The organism is Acidovorax delafieldii 2AN (assembly GCF_000175235.1).
GTDB classification, from domain to species: domain Bacteria; phylum Pseudomonadota; class Gammaproteobacteria; order Burkholderiales; family Burkholderiaceae_C; genus Acidovorax; species Acidovorax delafieldii_B.
The window spans coordinates 36228-56413 of sequence record NZ_ACQT01000008.1 but is presented as its reverse complement, the minus strand read 5'-3'; the positions used below and the strand labels follow the sequence as shown (position 1 = coordinate 56413).

The 20186-nt window shown below is 62.2% G+C and carries 19 protein-coding genes; 5 read left to right on the top strand and 14 right to left on the bottom strand.

Going from position 1 to position 20186, the window contains the following annotated elements:
• From ACDELDRAFT_RS02900 to ACDELDRAFT_RS02885, 4 genes are all read left to right on the top strand, one after another.
• The coding region (locus ACDELDRAFT_RS02900; RefSeq protein ID WP_005793264.1) for an FtsX-like permease family protein at positions 1-952 on the top strand (952 nt) is incomplete at its 5' end.
• Between the two features lie 514 nt (positions 953-1466).
• A complete protein-coding gene (locus tag ACDELDRAFT_RS02895) occupies positions 1467-2129 on the top strand; it encodes an IPTL-CTERM sorting domain-containing protein (RefSeq protein ID WP_005793263.1) in 663 nt (220 codons plus the stop codon).
• A 136-nt stretch (positions 2130-2265) separates the two neighbouring features.
• Positions 2266-3330 (top strand): PLP-dependent cysteine synthase family protein, encoded by a 1065-nt coding sequence (locus ACDELDRAFT_RS02890; protein WP_040327887.1) that lies wholly within the window; start codon positions 2266-2268, stop codon positions 3328-3330.
• A 4-nt stretch (positions 3331-3334) separates the two neighbouring features.
• On the top strand, positions 3335-4540 hold the full coding sequence (locus tag ACDELDRAFT_RS02885) for a lipocalin-like domain-containing protein (protein WP_005793261.1): 1206 nt from the start codon (positions 3335-3337) through the stop codon (positions 4538-4540).
• 34 nt (positions 4541-4574) lie between these two features.
• On the opposite strand, the gene ACDELDRAFT_RS02880 is transcribed toward ACDELDRAFT_RS02885, so the two are convergent.
• The 6 genes from ACDELDRAFT_RS02880 to ACDELDRAFT_RS02855 all read right to left on the bottom strand — a co-directional run bounded on the left by ACDELDRAFT_RS02880 (position 4575) and on the right by ACDELDRAFT_RS02855 (position 10511).
• Positions 4575-5570 carry a branched-chain amino acid ABC transporter permease gene (locus ACDELDRAFT_RS02880; RefSeq protein ID WP_005793260.1) on the bottom strand — a complete coding sequence of 332 codons (996 nt, stop codon included), beginning with the start codon at positions 5568-5570 and terminating at the stop codon, positions 4575-4577.
• Positions 5567-6466, bottom strand: a complete 900-nt coding sequence (locus tag ACDELDRAFT_RS02875; RefSeq protein ID WP_005793259.1) for a branched-chain amino acid ABC transporter permease — start codon at positions 6464-6466, stop codon at positions 5567-5569. Before ACDELDRAFT_RS02875 ends, ACDELDRAFT_RS02880 begins: the two co-directional genes overlap by 4 nt.
• A gap of 38 nt (positions 6467-6504) precedes the next feature.
• Entirely contained in the window at positions 6505-7704 is a 1200-nt protein-coding gene (locus tag ACDELDRAFT_RS02870; protein ID WP_005793258.1) for an ABC transporter substrate-binding protein, read from the bottom strand.
• Positions 7705-7765: 61 nt separating this feature from the next.
• Positions 7766-8962 (bottom strand): ABC transporter substrate-binding protein, encoded by a 1197-nt coding sequence (locus tag ACDELDRAFT_RS02865; RefSeq protein ID WP_005793257.1) that lies wholly within the window; start codon positions 8960-8962, stop codon positions 7766-7768.
• Positions 8963-9013: 51 nt separating this feature from the next.
• Positions 9014-9739: an ABC transporter ATP-binding protein gene (locus tag ACDELDRAFT_RS02860; protein ID WP_005793256.1), complete on the bottom strand. Its 726-nt coding sequence runs from the start codon at positions 9737-9739 to the stop codon at positions 9014-9016.
• A gap of 1 nt (position 9740) precedes the next feature.
• Positions 9741-10511, bottom strand: coding sequence for an ABC transporter ATP-binding protein (locus ACDELDRAFT_RS02855; RefSeq protein ID WP_005793255.1), 771 nt, complete (start codon positions 10509-10511; stop codon positions 9741-9743).
• Positions 10512-10898: 387 nt separating this feature from the next.
• Here ACDELDRAFT_RS02855 and ACDELDRAFT_RS02850 point away from each other — a divergent pair, with 387 nt between their 5' ends.
• Complete coding sequence (locus ACDELDRAFT_RS02850; protein ID WP_085943591.1) at positions 10899-12713, top strand: ABC transporter transmembrane domain-containing protein; 1815 nt, start codon at positions 10899-10901, stop codon at positions 12711-12713.
• Positions 12714-12772: 59 nt separating this feature from the next.
• Here ACDELDRAFT_RS02850 and ACDELDRAFT_RS02845 read toward each other — a convergent pair whose 3' ends face one another.
• The 8 genes from ACDELDRAFT_RS02845 to nuoI are packed head-to-tail and all read right to left on the bottom strand — an operon-like array spanning position 12773 to position 20178.
• On the bottom strand, positions 12773-13237 hold the full coding sequence (locus ACDELDRAFT_RS02845; RefSeq protein ID WP_005793253.1) for a DUF1178 family protein: 465 nt from the start codon (positions 13235-13237) through the stop codon (positions 12773-12775).
• 21 nt (positions 13238-13258) lie between these two features.
• Positions 13259-13564 (bottom strand): DUF2818 family protein, encoded by a 306-nt coding sequence (locus tag ACDELDRAFT_RS02840; protein ID WP_040327870.1) that lies wholly within the window; start codon positions 13562-13564, stop codon positions 13259-13261.
• Positions 13565-13577: 13 nt separating this feature from the next.
• Entirely contained in the window at positions 13578-15071 is a 1494-nt protein-coding gene (nuoN, locus tag ACDELDRAFT_RS02835) for an NADH-quinone oxidoreductase subunit NuoN (protein WP_005793251.1), read from the bottom strand.
• A 24-nt stretch (positions 15072-15095) separates the two neighbouring features.
• Complete coding sequence (locus ACDELDRAFT_RS02830) at positions 15096-16571, bottom strand: NADH-quinone oxidoreductase subunit M (protein ID WP_005793250.1); 1476 nt, start codon at positions 16569-16571, stop codon at positions 15096-15098.
• 13 nt (positions 16572-16584) lie between these two features.
• The gene (gene nuoL / locus ACDELDRAFT_RS02825; protein WP_005793249.1) at positions 16585-18615 is read right to left on the bottom strand and encodes an NADH-quinone oxidoreductase subunit L; all 2031 of its coding nucleotides are present in this window, start codon (positions 18613-18615) and stop codon (positions 16585-16587) included.
• 28 nt (positions 18616-18643) lie between these two features.
• The gene (nuoK, locus tag ACDELDRAFT_RS02820; RefSeq protein ID WP_005793248.1) at positions 18644-18952 is read right to left on the bottom strand and encodes an NADH-quinone oxidoreductase subunit NuoK; all 309 of its coding nucleotides are present in this window, start codon (positions 18950-18952) and stop codon (positions 18644-18646) included.
• Positions 18949-19617: an NADH-quinone oxidoreductase subunit J gene (locus ACDELDRAFT_RS02815; RefSeq protein ID WP_005793247.1), complete on the bottom strand. Its 669-nt coding sequence runs from the start codon at positions 19615-19617 to the stop codon at positions 18949-18951. The genes nuoK and ACDELDRAFT_RS02815 overlap by 4 nt, the downstream gene beginning before the upstream one ends.
• A gap of 51 nt (positions 19618-19668) precedes the next feature.
• Positions 19669-20178: an NADH-quinone oxidoreductase subunit NuoI gene (gene nuoI, locus ACDELDRAFT_RS02810; RefSeq protein ID WP_005793246.1), complete on the bottom strand. Its 510-nt coding sequence runs from the start codon at positions 20176-20178 to the stop codon at positions 19669-19671.
• Positions 20179-20186 lie beyond the last annotated feature (8 nt).

The window sequence follows — 20186 nt, the reverse complement described above, 5'->3', positions numbered from 1 at the left end:
GCTCCAGCTCGACCCCACGCGCCCCGCGCTGGTGCTGCTGAGCCGCCCCCTGGGCAACAACCCCGCCCGCGCGCTGCCGCTGGTGGGCGAGGCTCTGCCCGTGCCAGCGGGGAAGAAAGGCGTTTACATCAGCGAAGCCGTGGTTGATCTGTACGGCCTGCGCCCCGGCATGGACTGGCCCGCACTTTCAAAGTCTTTCAACCCTGTAGCGCATATGGCACAAGCGCAAGCAGCTTCTTTTTTCATAGCAGGCGTCTGGCGCGACTATGCGCGCCAATCGGGCGCCGTGGTCATGGACCGCCCCAACTACGTGGCCCTCACGGGCGACACCCGGGCCACCGACCTTGCCCTCTGGCCAAGCGAAAAGGCTGACCTCGCGCAACTGCAGCAGGCCATCCGTGCCCTGGCTGGCGCGGACCAGGCGGGCGTGCGGGGCTCAGGCTCAGATGAGGGTGCGCAATCCCCAGCCGGCGCTGGCGCGGCCGATCTGGAGTTCGTCTCGGTGGGCGCAATCCGGGAGCGCTCGCTGCGCATCTTCGACCGCAGCTTTGCCGTCACCTACTGGCTGCAGGCCGTGGCCATCGGTATCGGCCTGTTTGGCGTGGCGGCAAGCTTCAGCGCGCAGGTGCTGGCGCGGCGCAAGGAATTCGGCCTGCTGGCGCACCTGGGCCTCACCCGGCGGCAGATTCTGGCCGTGGTGGCCGGCGAGGGAGCGGCATGGACCGGCGTGGGCGCCGCAGCAGGGGTACTGCTTGGCCTGGCCGTGGCGCTGGTCCTGGTACACGTGGTCAACCCCCAGAGCTTCCACTGGACGATGGAGCTGCGCGTGCCCGCAGAACGGCTGCTTGCGCTGTGCGCGGCCGTGGTGGCCTCGGGCACCGTGACGGCCTGGCTCGCCGGCCGTGCCGCAGCGGGGCGCGACGCCGTGATGGCGGTGAAAGAAGACTGGTAACGCCTGCCCGTGCATCGCCACCCGCGGACAGGTCAAAATTTGTTTGCCTTCCTGGCGCGGCTTGCCCATGATCCGAGCCCGCCCCTGCGCCACCGCTCCGAAAACAAAACGGGGCCACCTGCGGGGGCGTAAGAACCTGTTGACGATCTTTTCGGGGATCGCATTGGAGTGCCATCGGGATAAGTGGATGCCTCGGATGCGCCGCATGGGCTCATGCCCATGCAAGCAGCTGAGGCGTTCCATCGCCCGATTTCACGCCCACCTTCGGACAAGTGCCTTGCCGGGCGGCCTGCGGCGTTGCAGCGCCTGTTGATAGCCGAGCTATCCACTGCGCACCGCTGCCCTGCAGCCCATCCCGGCAAGGTGCTTGCGCGACCCCGAAAAGATCGCCAACAGGTTCTGAGGAGGCACTTTCGCAACCATCCAGATCCGACAAAGCCGCAGCGCGGCCGCTTTTGCAGAGCCGCGCTCCAGAGGGAGTTCCGCGAAGACGACGTTTCGCCAGAGGGCCGCCATGGCCACACTGCTGTATGGCCTGGCCTCGCCGGGCTGGGCCCAGTTCGCAGTTCCCTTCGGCGCCACCGTGGACATGCCGGCAGGCACCCTGGTGGACGTGGGGTGCACGCCTGTGCAGGTAGACGGCAACCTGAATCTGCGGACCACGCAAATGTCCACCGCCAGCAACTTCGACATTGGCGGTACGGGGGTGGTGAACGGCACGGTGGGCACGCTCACGGTGGGAGGCAATCTGACCAGTGGGGGCACGTTCAACGCAGGCACGACCTCGGTGGTGCTGACCGATGGCTGCACTGGCGGCAACACCACCCAGCTCGCGGGCACGATGGTGTTCCAGGACCTGACCCTGCGCAGCACCACCGGCCGCGCCTTTGTGATGCCGGCGGGCAGCCAGATCACGGTGCTGGGCACCTTGACGCTGCAGGGCACGCCGGCCCAGCCCATTCAGCTGCTCTCGTCGGGTGCCGGCACGGCCGCGATCACCCTCGGCCCCTCTGCCGTGCTGAGCCAGGACATGGCCATCGTGGCGGGCAATGTGCAGATTGGCGCCCTGCCAGCGGGCGCTGCCGTGCGTGCCGTTCCCGCCACCGGCACGCGCGGCGTAATGCTGCTTTCGCTGCTGCTCGGCCTGGCCGCCCTGCGGTACCGGCGCAAGGCTTGAACCGGGCCCTTGCGCACCCCGGGGTGACCTGCGCCGAAGGCCCGCGCCAGCCGAGCGACAGCGACTGAAATCGCCACACGGCGCCACCAGGGTTGAGAATCACTCGGCGGGACGGCCGACTGCGACAATGCACCCCATGCAGACACCGCCCACCCCTTCTCACTGGCTGCACGAAGCCATTGCCCGCATCGAGGCCGACTACCAGCGCAGCGCCGACACGCACCTGATTCCGCTGCCCCTGCCTGCATTCACGCGTGCGGGCATCGACCTGTACCTGAAGGACGAATCCACCCATCCCACGGGCAGCCTCAAACACCGGCTGGCGCGCTCGCTGTTTCTGTACGCGCTGTGCAACGGATGGGTGCACGAAGGCTCGACCATCGTCGAGGCATCCAGCGGTTCGACGGCTGTGAGCGAGGCCTACTTTGCACGCCTGCTGGGCCTGCCATTCGTGGCGATCATGCCCCGCAGCACCTCGGCCGAGAAGATCGCGCTGATCGAGTTCCACGGCGGCCGCTGCCATTTCGTGGAAAGCGCGGGCGAGGTGTACGGCGCCGCCCGCGCCATCGCGGCAGAAACAGGCGGGCATTACATGGACCAGTTCACCTACGCCGAACGCGCCACCGACTGGCGTGGCAACAACAACATTGCCGAGAGCATGTTCACGCAGATGCAGCGTGAGCGGCACCCCGTGCCGCGCTGGATCGTGGTGGGTGCCGGCACGGGCGGCACCAGCGCCACCATCGGCCGCTACGTGCGCTACCAGCGCCACGCCACCCAGGTGTGCGTGGCCGACCCGGCGGGATCGGTGTTCAGCGCCTACCACCGCACGGGCGATGCAACGCTCACCGCCGCAGGTTCGCGCATCGAAGGCATTGGCCGGCCACAGGTGGAGCCCAGCTTCATCCGCACGCTGGTGGACCGCATGGTCGAAGTGCCCGATGTGGATTCGATTGCGGCCATGCGTGCCCTGTCGCAGTTGCTGGGGCGGCGCACCGGCCCCTCTACCGGCACCAACTTTTTTGCCATGCTCACACTGGCGGGCGAGATGCGCGAGCGCGGCGAACGCGGCTCCATCCTTTCACTGTTGTGCGATGCCGGCGAGCGCTATCTTCCCACCTACTTCGATTCCGAATGGGTGGCCCGTTGCATGGGCGACTGCACGGCGGCACGCCAGCGCGTGGACGCCATGCTGGCCTGAGGCCATGCCGCGGCAAGCCCCCATGCCGGCGCCAACTTTCTCCCTGGAACAGGCGCCCTTGGGCCGCCGCCAATGGCTGGCCTTCGCGGCCGCGGCGGCGGCCCCGGGTTCCTGGGTCACAAGCGCCTGGGCCCTGCCCGCGCGCACGCTGCTTTTTCCGCGGGACCATGGCAGCCACCCCGACCACCACACCGAATGGTGGTATGTCACGGGCCATGTCCAGGCGGCGGACCGCCTGTGGGGTTTTCAGGTCACGTTCTTTCGCTCGCGCGTGGAGGCCGCGCAGCGCATGCAGTCGGCCTTTGCAGCCAAGCAATTGCTGTTTGCCCATGCCGCCCTCACCGATGTGAAAGGCCGGCGCCTGCGCCACGACCAGCGCATCGAGCGCGCGGGCTTCGGCGTGGCGCAGGCCAGTGAGTCCGACACCGCCGTGCGGCTGCGCGACTGGTCACTCGTGCGCGAGGACATTCCTTTGCCTTCTGCCGCCGGGCAGACGGGCAGCGGCAAGCCTGCTGGCGCCGCGGGCAAGGACGGCACGGCAAGCCGTTACACCGCGCGGGTGGAAGGCACAAGTTTCGGCTTGGATCTGCAGTTGGAATCGGCCGGGCCGCCACTTTTGCAGGGGCTCCAGGGGCTATCGCGCAAGGGGCCCGAAGCTGCGCAGGCCAGCTATTACTACAGCCAGCCCCAGCTGGCGGTAAGCGGCCACATCGTGCTCGAAGGCCGACGCATGGCCATCGAAAGTGCGCCCCATGCCAACCGTGCCTGGCTGGACCACGAATGGAGCGATGCATTGATGCACCCCCAAGCCGTGGGCTGGGACTGGATCGGGATGAACCTGGACGACGGCAGCGCGCTCACGGCCTTTCGCCTCCGGCGGGCCGACGGCTCTGCGCTGTGGTCGGGCGGTTCGTTCCGTTCGGCAGGCCAGGAAACGCAGGTATTTGCGGACAACAGCGCGGCATTCACCGCAGAGCGGTATTGGGACAGCCCCTCCAGCGGTGCTCGCTACCCCGTGCAGTGGCAGGTGGAAACACCGGTCGGCACTTATGGCGTGCTTGCGCTGGTCGACGATCAGGAACTCGACAGCAGCAGCTCAACCGGCGCGATCTATTGGGAAGGCCTGTCAGAGCTGCGCAGTGCAGCCGGTGCCGTGATCGGTCGCGGCTACCTGGAGATGACCGGATACAAAAAGCCGCTGCGCCTGTGACGCAGCGGCTTGCATGGCACCGGAGGCAACAGCCTCAGCCTTTACTGCCCGCGCGTCGGCGCACAAGCCACGCAATGATTTCGCCCATCACGCCACGGCGGAACGCCAGCACGCAGATCACAAAGATCAGGCCCGTGACCATGGTGACGGACTCGCCCAGCGTGTTGAACCAATCGACGCTGGTCAACGTGGCCAGGAAGTGGCCGATTTCGCCCAGCTTGTTCTCCAGCAGCACCACCACGGCCGAGCCCACGAGTGGCCCCGACAGGGTGCCCAGGCCCCCGACCAGGGTCATCAGCACCACATGGCCCGATGCCGTCCAGTGCACGTCGCTGAGCGTGGCAAAGCCCAGCACCAGCGTTTTGAGTGCACCAGCCAGCCCGGCCAACGCGGCCGACAGCACAAACGCCAGCAGCTTGAAACGGTTGGTGTCGTAGCCCAGCGACGTGGCGCGGGGTTCGTTCTCCTTGATGGCCTTGAGCACCTGACCGAAGGGCGAGTGAATGGTGCGCACGATCAGCAGGAAGGCCGCCACGACGATGACCAGCACCACGTAATACATGGTCAGATCACTGGCCAGATCAACCACGCCAAACAGCTTGCCGCGCGGCACGGCCTGCAACCCGTCCTCGCCCCCCGTGAAGGGCGCCTGCAGGCAGGCAAAGAACAGCATCTGCGCGAGTGCCAGGGTGATCATCGTCGAATAGATGCCCGTACGGCGGATCGCAAAGAAGCCGACGATGAGGCCCAGCAGCCCGCCAGCGGCCGTGCCCAGCAGCAGCCCAATCTCGGGCGTCAGGCCCCAGACCTTGAGGGTGTGGCCGGTGACGTAGGCCGCGCCGCCCAGGAAGGCCGCGTGGCCGAAAGACAGCATGCCGGTATAGCCCAGCAGCAGATTGAAGGCCGACGCAAACAGCGCAAAGCACATCAGCTTCATCACGAAGATGGGGTAGGCGCCCAGGAAGGGAGCCGCAATCAGGCCCAGCAACAGCAGCCCGTAACCAAAGTTGGCGATTTTCTTGAGGTTCATGCTCGCGGCCCCTTATTTTCTTTACCGAACAAGCCGGCGGGGCGAATCAGGAGGACGATCACCATGATGACGAACACCACGGTGGAAGATGCTTCGGGGTAGATCACCTTGGTGAATCCCTCGACAATGCCCAGACCCAGGCCCGTGAGGATCGAGCCCATGATGGAACCCATGCCACCGATCACCACCACGGCGAACACCACGATGATGAGGTTCTGGCCCATGAGCGGAGACACTTGGTACACCGGGGCCGCCAGCACACCCGCGAAGGCGGCCAGCGCGGCACCAAAGGCGTAGGTGAGCGTGATCATCAGCGGCACGTTCACCCCGAACGCCTCGACCAGGCGCGGGTTTTCGGTGCCAGCGCGCAGGTAGGCGCCCAGTTTGGTTTTTTCGATCACATACCAGGTGCCGATGCAGACGGCGATGGATGCGACCACGACCCATGCACGGTAGTTGGGCAGGATCATGAAGCCCAGGCTGGTGGCGCCCTCGAGCAGTTCCGGCGTGTCGTAACCCAGCCCCGAAACCCCATAGATCGAGCGGAACACACCCTCCACCAACAACGTCAGGCCCAGCGTGAGCAGCAGGCCGTACAGGTGGTCGAGCTTGTAGATCCAGCGCAGCAGCAACCGCTCGATCACCACCCCGAACGCTCCCACCAGCAGCGGAGCAAGCACCAGCATCCACCAGTAGCCAATACCGAAGTAGGTCATGGCCATCCAGGTAATCACGGCCCCCATCATGAACAGCGCACCATGCGCAAAATTGATGACGTTGAGAAGGCCAAAGATCACGGCCAACCCCAGGCTGAGGATTGCGTAAAACGAACCGTTGACCAGCCCCAGAAGGAGCTGGCTCAACAGGCCCGGCAATGAGACACCAAAGATTTCCATGGCAGACGGCAGCAGGTGGGAGTGTTCAGGTTAAAGGCTTATTTCCAGAGCGCGCACTTGGAGTCGGCCTTGGCGGTGAAGACCTGTTCGCCCGGCATCTTCTTGATGATCTTCAGGTAATCCCAGGGCTTCTTCGATTCGGCCTGCGACTTGACCTGCACCAGGTACATCTCGTGGACCATGCGGCCGTCTGGACGGATCACGCCACCCTTGGCGAAGAAGTCGTTGATGGGCGTCTTCTTCATGTATTCCATGACCTTGTCGGCATCGGTGCTCTTGACGGCTTCGACGGCCTTCAGGTAGGTCATGGTGGCGGAATAGTCGGCCGCCTGCACGTCGGTGGGCATGCGCTTCATCTTGGCGAAATAGCGGTCGCCGAATTTGCGCGACTCGTCATCCTTGTCCCAATACCAGCTCGTGGTGTGCAGCAGGCCCTCGGTGTTCTTGAGGCCCAGGCTGTGGATGTCGCTCAAGAAAACCAGCAGGCCCGCGGTCTTCATGGTCTTGTTGATGCCGAACTCTTTCGCCGCCTTGATGGAGTTGATGGTGTCGCCACCGGCATTGGCCAGGCCGAGGATCTGGGCCTTGGAGTTTTGCGCCTGCAGCAGGAACGACGAGAAGTCGGAGGCATTGAGCGGGTGCCGCACGGCGCCGGCCACCGTGCCGCCCTTGGCCTTGATCACCGCCGTGGTGTCGTTCTCCAGCGAATGGCCGAAGGCGTAGTCAGCGGTCAGGAAGAACCAGCTCTTGCCGCCGCTGTCCACCACGGCACCGCCGGTGCCCTTGGCCAGCGCCACGGTGTCGTAGGCGTAGTGCACGGTGTAGGGGTTGCACTGCTCATTGGTCAAGGCAGACGTGCCCGCGCCGTTGTTGAAGTAGATGCGCTTTTTCTCGGCAGCCACCTTGGACGTCGCCAGGGCCGTACCCGAATTGGTGCCGCCGAAGATCATGGTCACGCCTTGCGTGTCGATCCACTCGCGGGCCTTCGAGGCCGCGATGTCCGCCTTGTTCTGGTGGTCTGCGGAGAGCAGCTCGATCGGCTGGCCCAGCACCTTGCCGCCAAAGTCGTCGATGGCCATCTGGATGGCGGTTGCGCCACCTTTGCCCTCGACATCCGAATACAGGCTGGACATGTCGGTGATGAAGCCGATCTTGACTTTTTCCTGCGCATGGACGGCCGGGGCGGCCAGGCCGGCAGCGCCGAGCATCAGTGCCAGTGCGGTGAGTTTGTTGCTCATGGTGGTGTCTCCTTTAGATATGGGGTGGTCCGGGAAAAACGGTGCGCTTGCAAACAGAGGGTTATTTCCAGAGAGCACATTTGCTCTCGGCCTTGGTGGTGAACACCTGCTCGCCTGGCAGCTTGCTCACCACCTTGTAGTAGTCCCACGGCTCCTTGGACTCTGCGGGCGCCTTGACCTGCACGAGATACATGTCGTGCACGAAGCGGCCATCAGGGCGGATGTGCCCCTTCGCATAGAAGTCATCAATCGGCGAGGACTTGAGCTTCTCCATGACCTTGTCGGCGTCGGTGGTCTTGGCTGCCGCAAGGGCCTTCAGGTAGGTCATGGTGGCGGAATAGTCGGCTGCCTGGATGTCGGTAGGCATGCGCTTGGTCTTGGCAAAGAACTTGCGGCCGAATGCGCGCGACTGGTCGTTGAGGTTCCAGTCCCAGCTGGTGGTGAGCAGCAGGCCTTCGGTGTTCTTGAGACCCAGGCTGTGGATGTCGGTAACGAAAACCAGCAACCCGGCCATCTTCATGGTCTTATTGATGCCGAATTCCTTGGCCGCCTTGATCGCGTTGATGGTGTCGCCCCCCGCATTGGCCAGTCCGAGGATCTGGGCCTTCGAGTTCTGCGCCTGCAACAGGAAAGAGGAAAAGTCCGAGGCGTTGAGCGGGTGCTTGACGCTGCCCATCACACGACCGCCCTTCTCCTTGACCACCCGAGCGGTATCGTTCTCAAGCGCCGCGCCGAAAGCGTAATCCGCCGTGAGGAAGAACCAGTCCTTGCCCCCCTTGTCGACCACTGCACCACCGGTCCCCTTCGCGAGGGCCACGGTGTCGTAGGCGTAGTGCACGGTGTAGGGGCTGCACTGCTCGTTGGTCAGCGCCGACGTTCCGGCGCCATTCACCATGAACACACGCTTCTTTTCCTGAGCCACCTTGGCCATAGCCAGGCCCGTGCCGGAATTGGTGCCGCCCAGCAGCATGGTCAGTCCCTGCGTGTCGATCCACTCGCGTGCCTTGGAAGCGGCGATGTCTGCCTTGTTCTGGTGGTCTGCGCTCACCAGTTCGATGGGCATGCCCAGCACCTTGCCACCAAAGTCGTCAATGGCCATCTGGATGGCCACAGCGCCATTCTTGCCATCCACGTCGGAGTAAAGGCTCGACATGTCGGTGATGAAGCCGATCTTCACCTTGTCTTCGGCATGGGCCAGCGGCGCCGCAAAACCTGCTGCAATCAAGACCGAAGCCAGAACCGTGCGTTTGTTTTTCATTGTGTCTCCTGGGTTGTCAAGGCGAATTCAGGGAAGGAGCGATCGGAGGTGTCACACACCGAGCAGCTCAGTGAGCACTGGCATCTTCTCTGCCAGTTCGGCCGCGCCAAAGCGCTCGACGATGCGCCCATGCTCCATGACGTAGAAGCGGTCGGCCAGCGGCGCGGCAAAGCGAAAATTCTGCTCAACCATCACCACGGTGTAGCCACGCTCCCGCAGCATGGTGATCATGCGGGCGAGGGCCTGCACGATCACAGGCGCCAAGCCCTCAGATATCTCATCAAGCAGCAGGAGCTTCGCACCGGTGCGCAGAATGCGGGCCACTGCGAGCATCTGCTGTTCGCCCCCCGACAGGCGCGTGCCCTGGCTGTGGCGGCGCTCTGCCAAGTTTGGGAACATGGCATAGATTTCATCGAGGGGCATGCCCTGGGTGCCTGTCTTGAGCACCGGCGGCAACAGCAGGTTCTCCTCGCACGACAGGCTGGAAAAAATGCCGCGCTCTTCAGGGCAGTAGCCCACGCCCAGGTGCGCAATGCGGTGGGTGGGCAGGTGGATGGTCTCTACCCCGTTGATCTTGACCGAGCCCTTGCGCGCACCCGTCAGGCCCATGATGGCCCGCATGGTGGTCGTGCGCCCGGCGCCATTGCGTCCCAGCAGGGTGACCACTTCGCCGGGTTGCACCACGATGTCCACGCCGTGGAGCACGTGCGACTCGCCGTACCAGGCTTCGAGATTGCGAATCTCCAGTGCGGGAGTTTTGGAGGCAGCGTTCACCATGTCAGTGCGCCCCCTGCAGTTGGCCGTCGGTCGTACCCATGTAGGCTTCCATCACTTGCGGATTACTCGAAACTTCGGCGTAAGGCCCCTCGGCGAGCACAGCGCCCCGCTGCAGCACGGTGATGCAATCGGCAATGGTGGACACCACTTTCATGTTGTGCTCGACCATGAGGATGGTCCGCCCGGCCGACACCTTCTTGATGAGCTGCGTGACGCGATCGACGTCTTCATGGCCCATGCCCTGGGTGGGCTCGTCCAGCAGCATGAGTTCAGGCTCCATGGACAGCGTGGTTGCAATTTCCAGTGCGCGCTTGCGCCCGTAGGGCAAATTCACCGTGACTTCATCCGCCAGGTCTTCAAGGCCGACCTCTCGGAGCAATTCCATGGCCCTTTCATCCAGCTGGCGCAACGTGCGCTCACTGCGCCAGAAATGGAACGAGGTGCCCAGTTTGCGTTGCAGGCCCAGACGCACGTTCTCGAGCAGCGTGAGGTGGGGGAACACCGCCGAAATCTGGAAGGACCGGATCACGCCACGCCGCGCAATTTGCGCGGGCTGTTCAGCGGTGATGTCGTGCCCGTTGAACCGGATCACCCCCGACGTGGGAACGAGGAACTTGGTCAGCAGGTTGAAGCACGTGGTTTTGCCCGCCCCATTCGGGCCGATCAACGCATGGATGGACCCTCGGCGCACGGCCAGATTCACATCGCTGACTGCGGTGAAGCCTTTGAACTCTTTGGTCAGGCTTTGGGTTTCAAGAATGACGTCGCTCATTGCGCCTTGGTCGCTCCATGGATGCTGAAGAATGAGCCTTGCCACAAGGTCTCGGGGGTGCTTTTTGTTGCATCGCATCGTAAGTCCCGCCACGGGGGAGCAGGTACTGGGACAAATGCCTATGTATAAATGCCTACGTAGGAACGCCCCCTCTATCGCAGTTCGAATCGGCTCCTTTTCAGCGCTGCTGCGGCCTCTGCAAACTCGGGAAAGAAGGGGTGCGACGCACCTGCAGAGCGCGGCATCCACCACTCCGCCAACGCACCCCACCACAGGCATCGGACTGTGTGGGAACAGTGACTGTCTATGACGCTGCGTGTCGCCCCGCAAGCAGCGGCGCACCGCCCCACGTCCATGCGTGGCGCCAATGCAGCCTACACTGCCCTCATGGCGAAACCTCCCTCCATGCGCGCTCAGAGCACCCCGAGATCGTTGTCCGGCCTGATGCCCTTTCTGTCACCCTACCGTGGCCGCATCTTTCTCTCGCTCGTATTTCTGCTTTTGGCTGCGACGGCTACGTTGGCGTTTCCATTGGCGCTCAGGAACCTGATCGATGGCGGCCTGCTGGCCTCCGACCGTGGCAGCCAGGCCATGGCCTTGCAGGGGCACTTCCTGGCACTCTTCGGCGTTGCCATTGCGCTGGGCGTTTTTTCCGCCGCCCGCTTCTATATGGTCAGCTGGCTTGGCGAGCGGGTCACTGCCGATCTACGCAATGCCGTCTACAGCCACGTGCTGCGACAAAGTCCGGCGTTTTTTGAAACCACCCAGACAGGCGAAGTGCTGTCAAGGCTGACAGCCGACACCACGTTGGTGCAGACGGTGGTTGGCTCCTCGCTCTCGATGGGCTTGCGCAATGCGGTCATGGGGGCTGGTGCCCTCGTGATGCTGGTGTGGACCAATCCGTACGTCATGTCCGTGGTGCTGCTGGTGCTGGTGCTCGTCGTGCTGCCGAGCATGTGGATCGGACGGCGCGTGCGCCGCCTTTCGCGCGATAGCCAGGACCGCGTTGCCGACTCGAGCGCCATTGCGGCCGAAGTGCTGAACGCGGTGCCCGTGGTGCAGAGCTACACCGCAGAGGCGGGTGAATCAACGCGCTTCTCGCAGGCCACCGAAAGTGCATTCCAAGCGGCCGTGCGCCGCTCGCGTGCGCGCGCAGTCCTCGTTGCATTCATCATCATTGCCAATGCCGGGCTGCTGCTGTGGGGTCTGTACCGGGGCACCCAGGCCGTGCTGACCGGCCAGATGACAGCCGGCCACCTGGGGCAGACCGTGGTGTATGTGATGCTGTTGGCGGGCGCAGTGGCTGTGCTGGGCGAAGTCTATGGCGACTTGCTGCGCGCGGCGGGCGCCACCGAACGGTTGATGGAATTGATCGCTAGCCAGTCACCTGTGAAAGACCCGCCGCAGCCCCGTCCGCTGCCGCTGAGCTGTGGGGGCTTGCGGGTGGATTTTGACAACGTGGGTTTTCACTACCCATCACGCCCCCATCAAGCGGCCCTGCAGGATTTCACACTCCACCTCAGTCCCGGCGAAACCGTAGCACTGGTGGGCGCCAGCGGAGCTGGAAAGACCACGGTGTTCCAACTCCTGCAGCGCTTCTACGACGTGGATCAGCACGACAACAAAGCCTTGCCTGCCCGCATCGCCCTCAATGGCGTGGACGTACGAGAGATGGCACTTCAGGATCTGCGGGCCCACATCGGCACGGTGCCCCAGGACGCCGTGATCTTCTCCGCATCTGCCTTCGACAACATCCGCTACGGGCGCCCGGAGGCTTCGCACGAGCAAGTGATTTCCGCAGCCCGCGCCGCGTTCGCACATGACTTCATCGAAGCATTGCCCGAAGGCTATGCCACTTTTCTCGGGGAGCGCGGTGTGCGCCTTTCTGGGGGCCAGCGCCAGCGAATCTCCATCGCTCGCGCCATGCTTAAAAATCCCCCCCTCCTGCTGCTCGATGAAGCCACCAGCGCGCTCGACGCGGAAAGCGAGCGCATGGTACAGGCGGCGCTGGAAATGGCCATGCAGCGCCGCACGGGACAACGGACCACGCTGGTCATCGCGCACCGCTTGGCCACCGTGCAGAGCGCCGATCGGATCGTGGTGCTCGAAGACGGGCGCATTGTGGAGCAAGGCACCCATGCAGAACTCAGTGCACTGGGCGGGGTGTATGCGCGCCTGGCAGCGCTGCAGTTCGCACACTGAGGACGGGGCGCCACCCCGGCTGATCCCCGCCCACCTCGCGTCTGGGCACGTCAGGAGCCTTACTGCAAGGTTTCCTTGGCGGCTTCGGGCAGGGGTAACGGCAGGACGTCGATGCCTTCGTCCAAAAGACGCACGGCCTCTTCAGGCGATGTCCGGCCCCGGATGGCACGCTCTTGCACTTCCCCCCGGTGCATACGCCGGGCCTCCTGTGCGAACCGGTCACCCACATCCTCGGTTCGAGCCGCGACCGTACGTGCCAGCGCAAGCCATGCAGCCTGCAGTTCTGCCGTGGCCACCGCGGGTGCGTCGGTCGGTTGAATGCTCCCGGCTGCCGACGCAGCGTGGCGCGGTTGCCGCGCCCCCAAATTCAATCTGGGCGCACTCACGCTCTTGGAGATTTGCACGTCCATGCACATGGGGCACTGCAGCATCGATCGTTGCAACTGGTCCTGGAAATCTTCTTCCGAGGCGAACCAGCCTTCGAACACATGGCCCTGCCGGCAGTGCAGGTCAAGCACCTTCATGAAGAGCAGTAATCAGCCGCCTCAGCCGTGGCGCCGCAGCAGGTAGCGGTAAACGAAACCCGGAAACGCCAGGGTGAGAAACAGGGTGCCGGTGATGGCGTAGAACTCCCAACCCTGCGGAGCGATCTGCCCTGCGCGACGCTCAAGAAGCAAGGCCATGACACCCACCAGCAAGTAAAACGCCAGCAGTTCCAGCAACCGCACAACGAGGGACTTCCTGGGCCGGATTACTGGCCCCAGCACCAAGGCGCGGTGGTTGATGAAAGGCAGATTCGCCGCAACGAACGCGGCCACAATGACAAGCCAGACAGAACCAGTTTGTGACACAGGCGCAATCGGATCAGGTAGACAGGGCGCGCACGATGGCTTCGGCGCAAAGGGCCATCAGGCCGCCGGGCAACAGACCCAACACCAGCACCAAGGCGCCATTGATGGTCAACACCACACGCACGTCGATTGGCGCAGACACGCTGGTCGCCGTGAGCGGTTCATCAAAGTACATCACCTTCACCACACGGAGGTAATAGAACGCACCGATCAGCGACATGACGACGGCAAAGACGGCCAGTGCGAGATGCCAGCCCTGGCCTGAAGCCACAAGCGCCTGCAAAACCGACAACTTGGCATAGAAGCCGACCAATGGAGGTATACCCGCCATGGAGAAAAGGCAGACCGCCATCACACCGGCATAAAGGGGGCTACGTTGGTTGAGGCCAGCGAGATCCGCGATTTCTTCGCTCTCGAAACCTTCACGTGCCAACAGCAAAATCACGCCGAAGGCTGCCAGGGTGGTGAGAACATAGCTCACCACATAGAACATGGCGGAGCTGTAAGCGCTTTCCACCGCAGTGGCATCCACGTTGCCATTGATCACACCCGACATCAGGCCGAGCAGAACGAAGCCCATCTGCGAAATGGTGGAATAAGCCAGCATGCGCTTGAGGTTGGTCTGGGCAATTGCGGCCAGGTTACCGACAAGCAGTGATCCGATGGCCAACACTGCCAGCATCTGCTGCCAATCGATCGCCAGGGGTAATAGGCCGTCGACCAGCAAACGGATGGCGATGGCAAACGCAGCGAGCTTGGGTGCGCCGCCGATCAACAGCGTCACGGCCGTGGGCGCGCCCTGGTATACGTCAGGAATCCACATGTGGAAGGGCACTACACCCAATTTGAAGGCCAAACCTGCCACGACAAAGACAAGGCCGAACACCAGCACCTGGTGGCGGATTTGGCCCGAATTGACGGCCTTGAACACCTGACCGATGTCGAGAGAGCCTGTCGCGCCGTAGAGCATGGAAAGACCGTAAAGCAGGAAGCCGCTGGCCATGGCGCCAAGCACGAAGTACTTCATGGCGGCTTCCGTCGCCGTGGCATTGTCACGCCGCAGCGCCACCAGCGAATAGCTCGACAAGGTAAGCAGTTCAAGGCCAAGATAAATGACCAAGAAATTGTTACCCGAAATCATGATGAAGATGCCGAGCAATGCCAGCATCGAGAGGGTAAACAATTCCCCGCCCCGCAGCATGCCGCGGTCTGCCGCATAGGGACGCCCATAAACCAGCGTCACCATCATCGCAACGGTCGCGAAACACTTGAGCCAGTTGCCCATGGCATCGCTGACCACCATGTTGCCAAACCCATAAAAAGTATTGCCGCTGCTGGCGTACAGCCCCTGCAGTACCGCCACCACGGCCAGGGTGAGCATGGTGAGCACGTAGGTGCCCGTACGGCGGTGGCTGTGGACGCCCAAATCCACCAGCGCGATCACGCAGGCCATGGCCAACAGCACGATCTCTGGGTAGACGGCGAGCCAGCTGATGTTGTCAATCATCTCGAATCTCTCAGTTCAGTCTGGTCAGTTCAGCTTGGACAGCGCCACATGCTTGAGCAACTCCGCCACGGAGGTGTCCATCACATCGGTGAAGGGACGGGGGTAGAGTCCCATGGCCAGTACAGCCAGGGCCAGCAAAGCCAGCACAAGGAATTCGCGGCTGCTGATGTCGCTCAGCGCCTTGACGTGGTCGTTGGCCACGGGACCCAGGTACACGCGCTTGAACATCCACAGCGTGTAGGCCGCACCCAGAATCAGCGCCAGGGCAGCTGCGCCCCCCACCCAGAAGTTGGCCTTCACGGCACCCAGGATCACCATCCACTCTCCCACGAAACCAGCGGTGCCGGGGAGTCCGCAGTTGGCCATGGCAAACAGCAAGGCGAAGGCTGTGAAATTCGGCATGGTGTTCACCACCCCACCATAGGCAGCGATCTCGCGGGAATGCACACGGTCGTAGAGCACGCCGATGGAGAGGAACATTGCGCCCGAAACAAAGCCATGCGCAATCATCTGGACCAAACCGCCGGAAACGCCCAGATCATTGAAGATGAAGAACCCGAGCGTGACAAACCCCATGTGCGCGACGGACGAGTAGGCCACGAGCTTTTTCATGTCCTTCTGCACCATGGCCACGAGCCCCACGTACACCACCGCCACCAGCGACAGGACGATCATCAGCCACGCCCACTCACGGGCTGCATCGGGTGCGATCGGCATCGAAAAACGCAGGAAACCATAAGCCCCGAGCTTCAGCATGATGGCGGCCAGCACTGCGGAACCACCGGTAGGCGCTTCGACGTGCACATCGGGCAGCCAGGTGTGAACCGGCCACATCGGCACCTTGACCGCAAAAGCCGCGAAGAATGCAAAGAAAAGCAGTGTCTGGGCCGTCGAACCCAGGGGCAACTTGTGCCACGCCGCAATGTCGAAGCTACCGCCAGACTGGTTGTACAGATAGATCAGCGCAATCAGCATCAGCAGGGAGCCGAGCAGCGTGTACAGGAAGAACTTGAACGCCGCGTAGATCTTGTTGGGCCCCCCCCAGATACCGATGATCAGGTACATCGGAATCAGGGTGGCTTCGAAGAACACGTAGAACAGCATGCCGTCCAGTGCGGAGAACACGCCAATCATCAACCCCGAGAGGATCAGGAAGGCTCCCATGTACTGGTTGATGCGCTCGGTGATCGACTCCCACGAAGCGATCACCACAATCACGGTGATGAAAGCCGTCAGAGGGACGAACCAGAACGAGATGCCGTCCACGCCCAAGTGGTAATGGACATTGAACCGTTCGATCCAGACCGACTTTTCAACGAACTGCATCGCAGCTGAACCCAGCTGGAAACCCTCATACAAGGGCAGCGTGACCAAAAGGCCGATGACGGCGCCAATCAGTGCAAGCCAGCGAACGGAGCGGGCGTGCTCATCGCGGCCGACAGCCAGCAGCAGCGCGCCAAAGGCAATCGGCGTCCAGATTGCAAGACTCAACAGACCCATTTTGTTCTTTTCCTTATTTGATGAGCTGCAGGAAATAATCGCGCCAGACGAACCAGGTCATCAAGCCGAATACGCCGAGAATCATCACGAGGGCGTAATGGAAGATGAAACCGGTCTGAACCCAGCGCACCACGCCGGAAATCCAGCGCACCAGCTTCCACGAACCGTTGACCAATGCACCGTCAATGATGGCCTGATCGCCCACCTTCCACAGACCGGTACCGAGCATGCGCGCGCCCCGGGCCACGATATTCTCGTTGATCCAGTCAAGGTAGTACTTGTTTTCAAGAACGGTGTAGACCGGCATCAGGCTCCGCTTGATTGCAGCGGGCAAGGCGGGGTTGACCATGTACATGTAGTACGACAGGGCCACACCGGCCAGCGCCAGCCAGAAAGGCGCCGTCTGCAAACCGTGCAATGCCATGGTCCATGCTCCATGGAAGTGCTCCGCCATGTGCGCCATGGAAGGATGCTTGGCGGCGTCCACGAAGACTACATCCTTGAAGAAATCACCAAACAGCATGGGCTGGATGAATATGAAGCCCACCACCACCGAAGGAATGGCCAGCAGTACAAGCGGTACGGTCACCACCCACGGCGACTCATGGGGTTCGTGGTGATCGTCATGGTGATCGCCGTGATGGTGGGCATCCGGGTTCTGGTCATAGCGCTCCTTGCCATGGAACACCAGAAAGTACATACGGAACGAATAGAACGCCGTGATGAACACCCCCGCCAACACCGCGAAATGCGCGAACCCTGCGGCCGGCAGATGGCTGAAGTGGACCGCTTCGATGATGCTGTCTTTCGAGTAGAAACCCGAAAACAGCGGCGTACCGATCAGCGCCAGTGAGCCCAGCAGCGACGTGATCCAGGTGATGGGCATGTACTTGCGCACGCCTCCCATCCAGCGGATGTCCTGGTTGTGGTGCATGCCCATGATCACCGAACCGGCGCCCAGGAACAGCAACGCCTTGAAGAACGCATGCGTCATCAGGTGGAAAACTGCCACCGAATACGCCGAAGCGCCCAGCGCCACCGTCATATAGCCCAGTTGCGACAACGTGGAATAGGCCACCACGCGCTTGATGTCATTCTGGATGATGCCCAGAAAACCCATGAAAAGGGCCGTGATGGCGCCAATGACGAGAATGAAGTTAAGCGCAGTGTCCGACAGTTCGAACAGTGGTGACATGCGAGCCACCATGAAGATGCCGGCTGTCACCATGGTCGCGGCGTGGATCAGCGCCGAAATTGGGGTGGGGCCTTCCATGGAGTCGGGCAGCCACACATGGAGGGGAAACTGTGCACTCTTGCCCATCGCACCGATGAACAGGCAGATGCAGATCACCGTGATCAGCATCCAGTCCGTGCCGGGGAACGCCATCCCACCGAGTTGTGCCGTCTTGCCGAACACCTCTGCATAGTTCAGGGTGCCAGCATAGGCCGCAATGAGACCGATGCCCAGAATGAAGCCGAAGTCGCCCACGCGGTTGACCAGGAACGCCTTCATGTTGGCAAAGATGGCCGAAGGCCTGTTGAACCAGAAACCGATCAGCAGGTAAGACACCAGGCCCACGGCTTCCCAGCCGAAGAACAACTGCAGCAGGTTGTTGCTCATGACCAGCATGAGCATGGAGAACGTGAACAGCGAGATGTAGGCGAAGAAACGGTTGTAGCCGTCGTCCTCTTCCATGTAGCCAATGGTGTAGATGTGCACCATCAACGACACGAACGTAACCACCACCATCATCATGGCCGTGAGGCTGTCGATCAGGAAGCCTACTTCCATCTTCAGGCCGCCCACCACCATCCAGGTGTAGAGCGTTTCGTTGAAGCGCGCGCCGTCCAGAGCAACGCTCTTGAGCGTCATGGCCGACAGTACAAAGGCCACCAGCACGCCCAGGATGGTCAGTGTGTGGCTGAGGCGGCGACCGATCCAGTTGCCGCCGAACGTGGTGCCAAAAATACCAGCCAGCAGGGCGCCCGCCAGCGGTGCCAGCGGAACCGCCAGAAGCGTTGAAGCAGAGAGGGTTTGACTCATTCTTGAGAACCTTGGGAATACCGGCGACTCAACCCTTAAGGGTGTTGAGATCTTCCGCGTTGATGCTGGACTTGTTGCGGAAGAGCAGCACCAGGATGGCCAGCCCGATGGCCGATTCGGCCGCCGCCACTGTCAGGATGAAGAACACGAACACCTGGCCGTGCATGTCACCCAGATAGTGCGAGAACGCCACGAAGTTCATGTTGACCGCGAGCAACATCAACTCGATGGCCATCAACAGCACAATGAGATTCTTGCGATTGAGGAAGATACCGATCACGGCCAACGCGAACAGCATGGCGCCCAACGAAAGAAAATGGCCCAGCGTCAAAGTCATGCTTTCTTCTCCTCAAGGGCGGGCTCGCCGGCGGTCTCGGGGTCGGGCTTGCGAGTCACCGCCAACTTCACCACCTGCAGACGGTCCTTGGCGCGCACCCGGATCTGGCTCGACGGATCAATCGCCTTGGTGTCCTTGCGCTGGCGCAGCGTGAGCGCGATGGCAGCGATCATGGCCACCAGCAAAATGACAGCGGCAATTTCAACGGGATACAGGTATTCGGTGTAAAGCAGCTTACCCAGAGCCTTGGCATTGGAATAGGGAACCACCTGGCCTGCCGCATCCAGGACCACGGCCGCAGCCTTGGGTTCATCCAGGCCACGAAATCCCCCCATGAGGACAGCCGCCATCTCGAGGGCAATCATGGCGCCGATGAACGCGGCCAGGGGAAAGTGCTTCCAGAACCCCTTGCGGATGGTATCGATGTGGATATCCAGCATCATCACCACGAAGAGGAACAGCACCATGACCGCGCCCAGGTACACCAGCACCAGCACGATGGCCAGGAACTCCGCCTTGAGAAGCAGCCAGATGGCGGCAGCCTGCGAAAAAGCCAGGATGAGGTGTAGTACCGCATGCACGGGATTGCGCGCGGTGATCACTCGGAAGGCTGCGAAAAGCAGCACAACCGAGAAAAGATAGAAAAAACCAGTCTTGGCGTCCATGAATCGTTTCTTTGTAGAAGGTCTGGCCTTGAGAAACTCGCACAAACCGCGTCAGCGGTACTTGGCGTCGGCGGCCTTCGCCGCAGCAATTTCACCTTCATAGCGATCGCCCACGGCGAGCAGCATGTCCTTGGTGAAATAGAGGTCGCCCCGCTTTTCTCCGTGGTACTCGAGGATGTGGGTTTCGACGATTGAATCGACCGGGCAACTTTCTTCGCAGAAGCCACAGAAGATGCACTTGGTCAGGTCGATGTCGTAGCGCGTCGTACGGCGCGAGCCATCGGCACGCACATCCGATTCGATGGTAATTGCCATCGCGGGGCAGACGGCCTCGCACAGCTTGCAGGCAATGCAACGCTCTTCGCCATTGTCATAACGGCGCAGGGCATGCAGCCCCCGGAAACGGGGCGAGAGTGGCGTCTTTTCTTCAGGAAACTGCACCGTCACCTTGCGGCGAAAGGCGTAGCGCCCGGTCAGGGCCATGCCCTTGACGAGTTCCACCAGCATGAAACTCTTGAAGAAGTCTTTCAGCGAAAAAGGTGCAGCAGCAACAGCAGTCATTTGTGTCC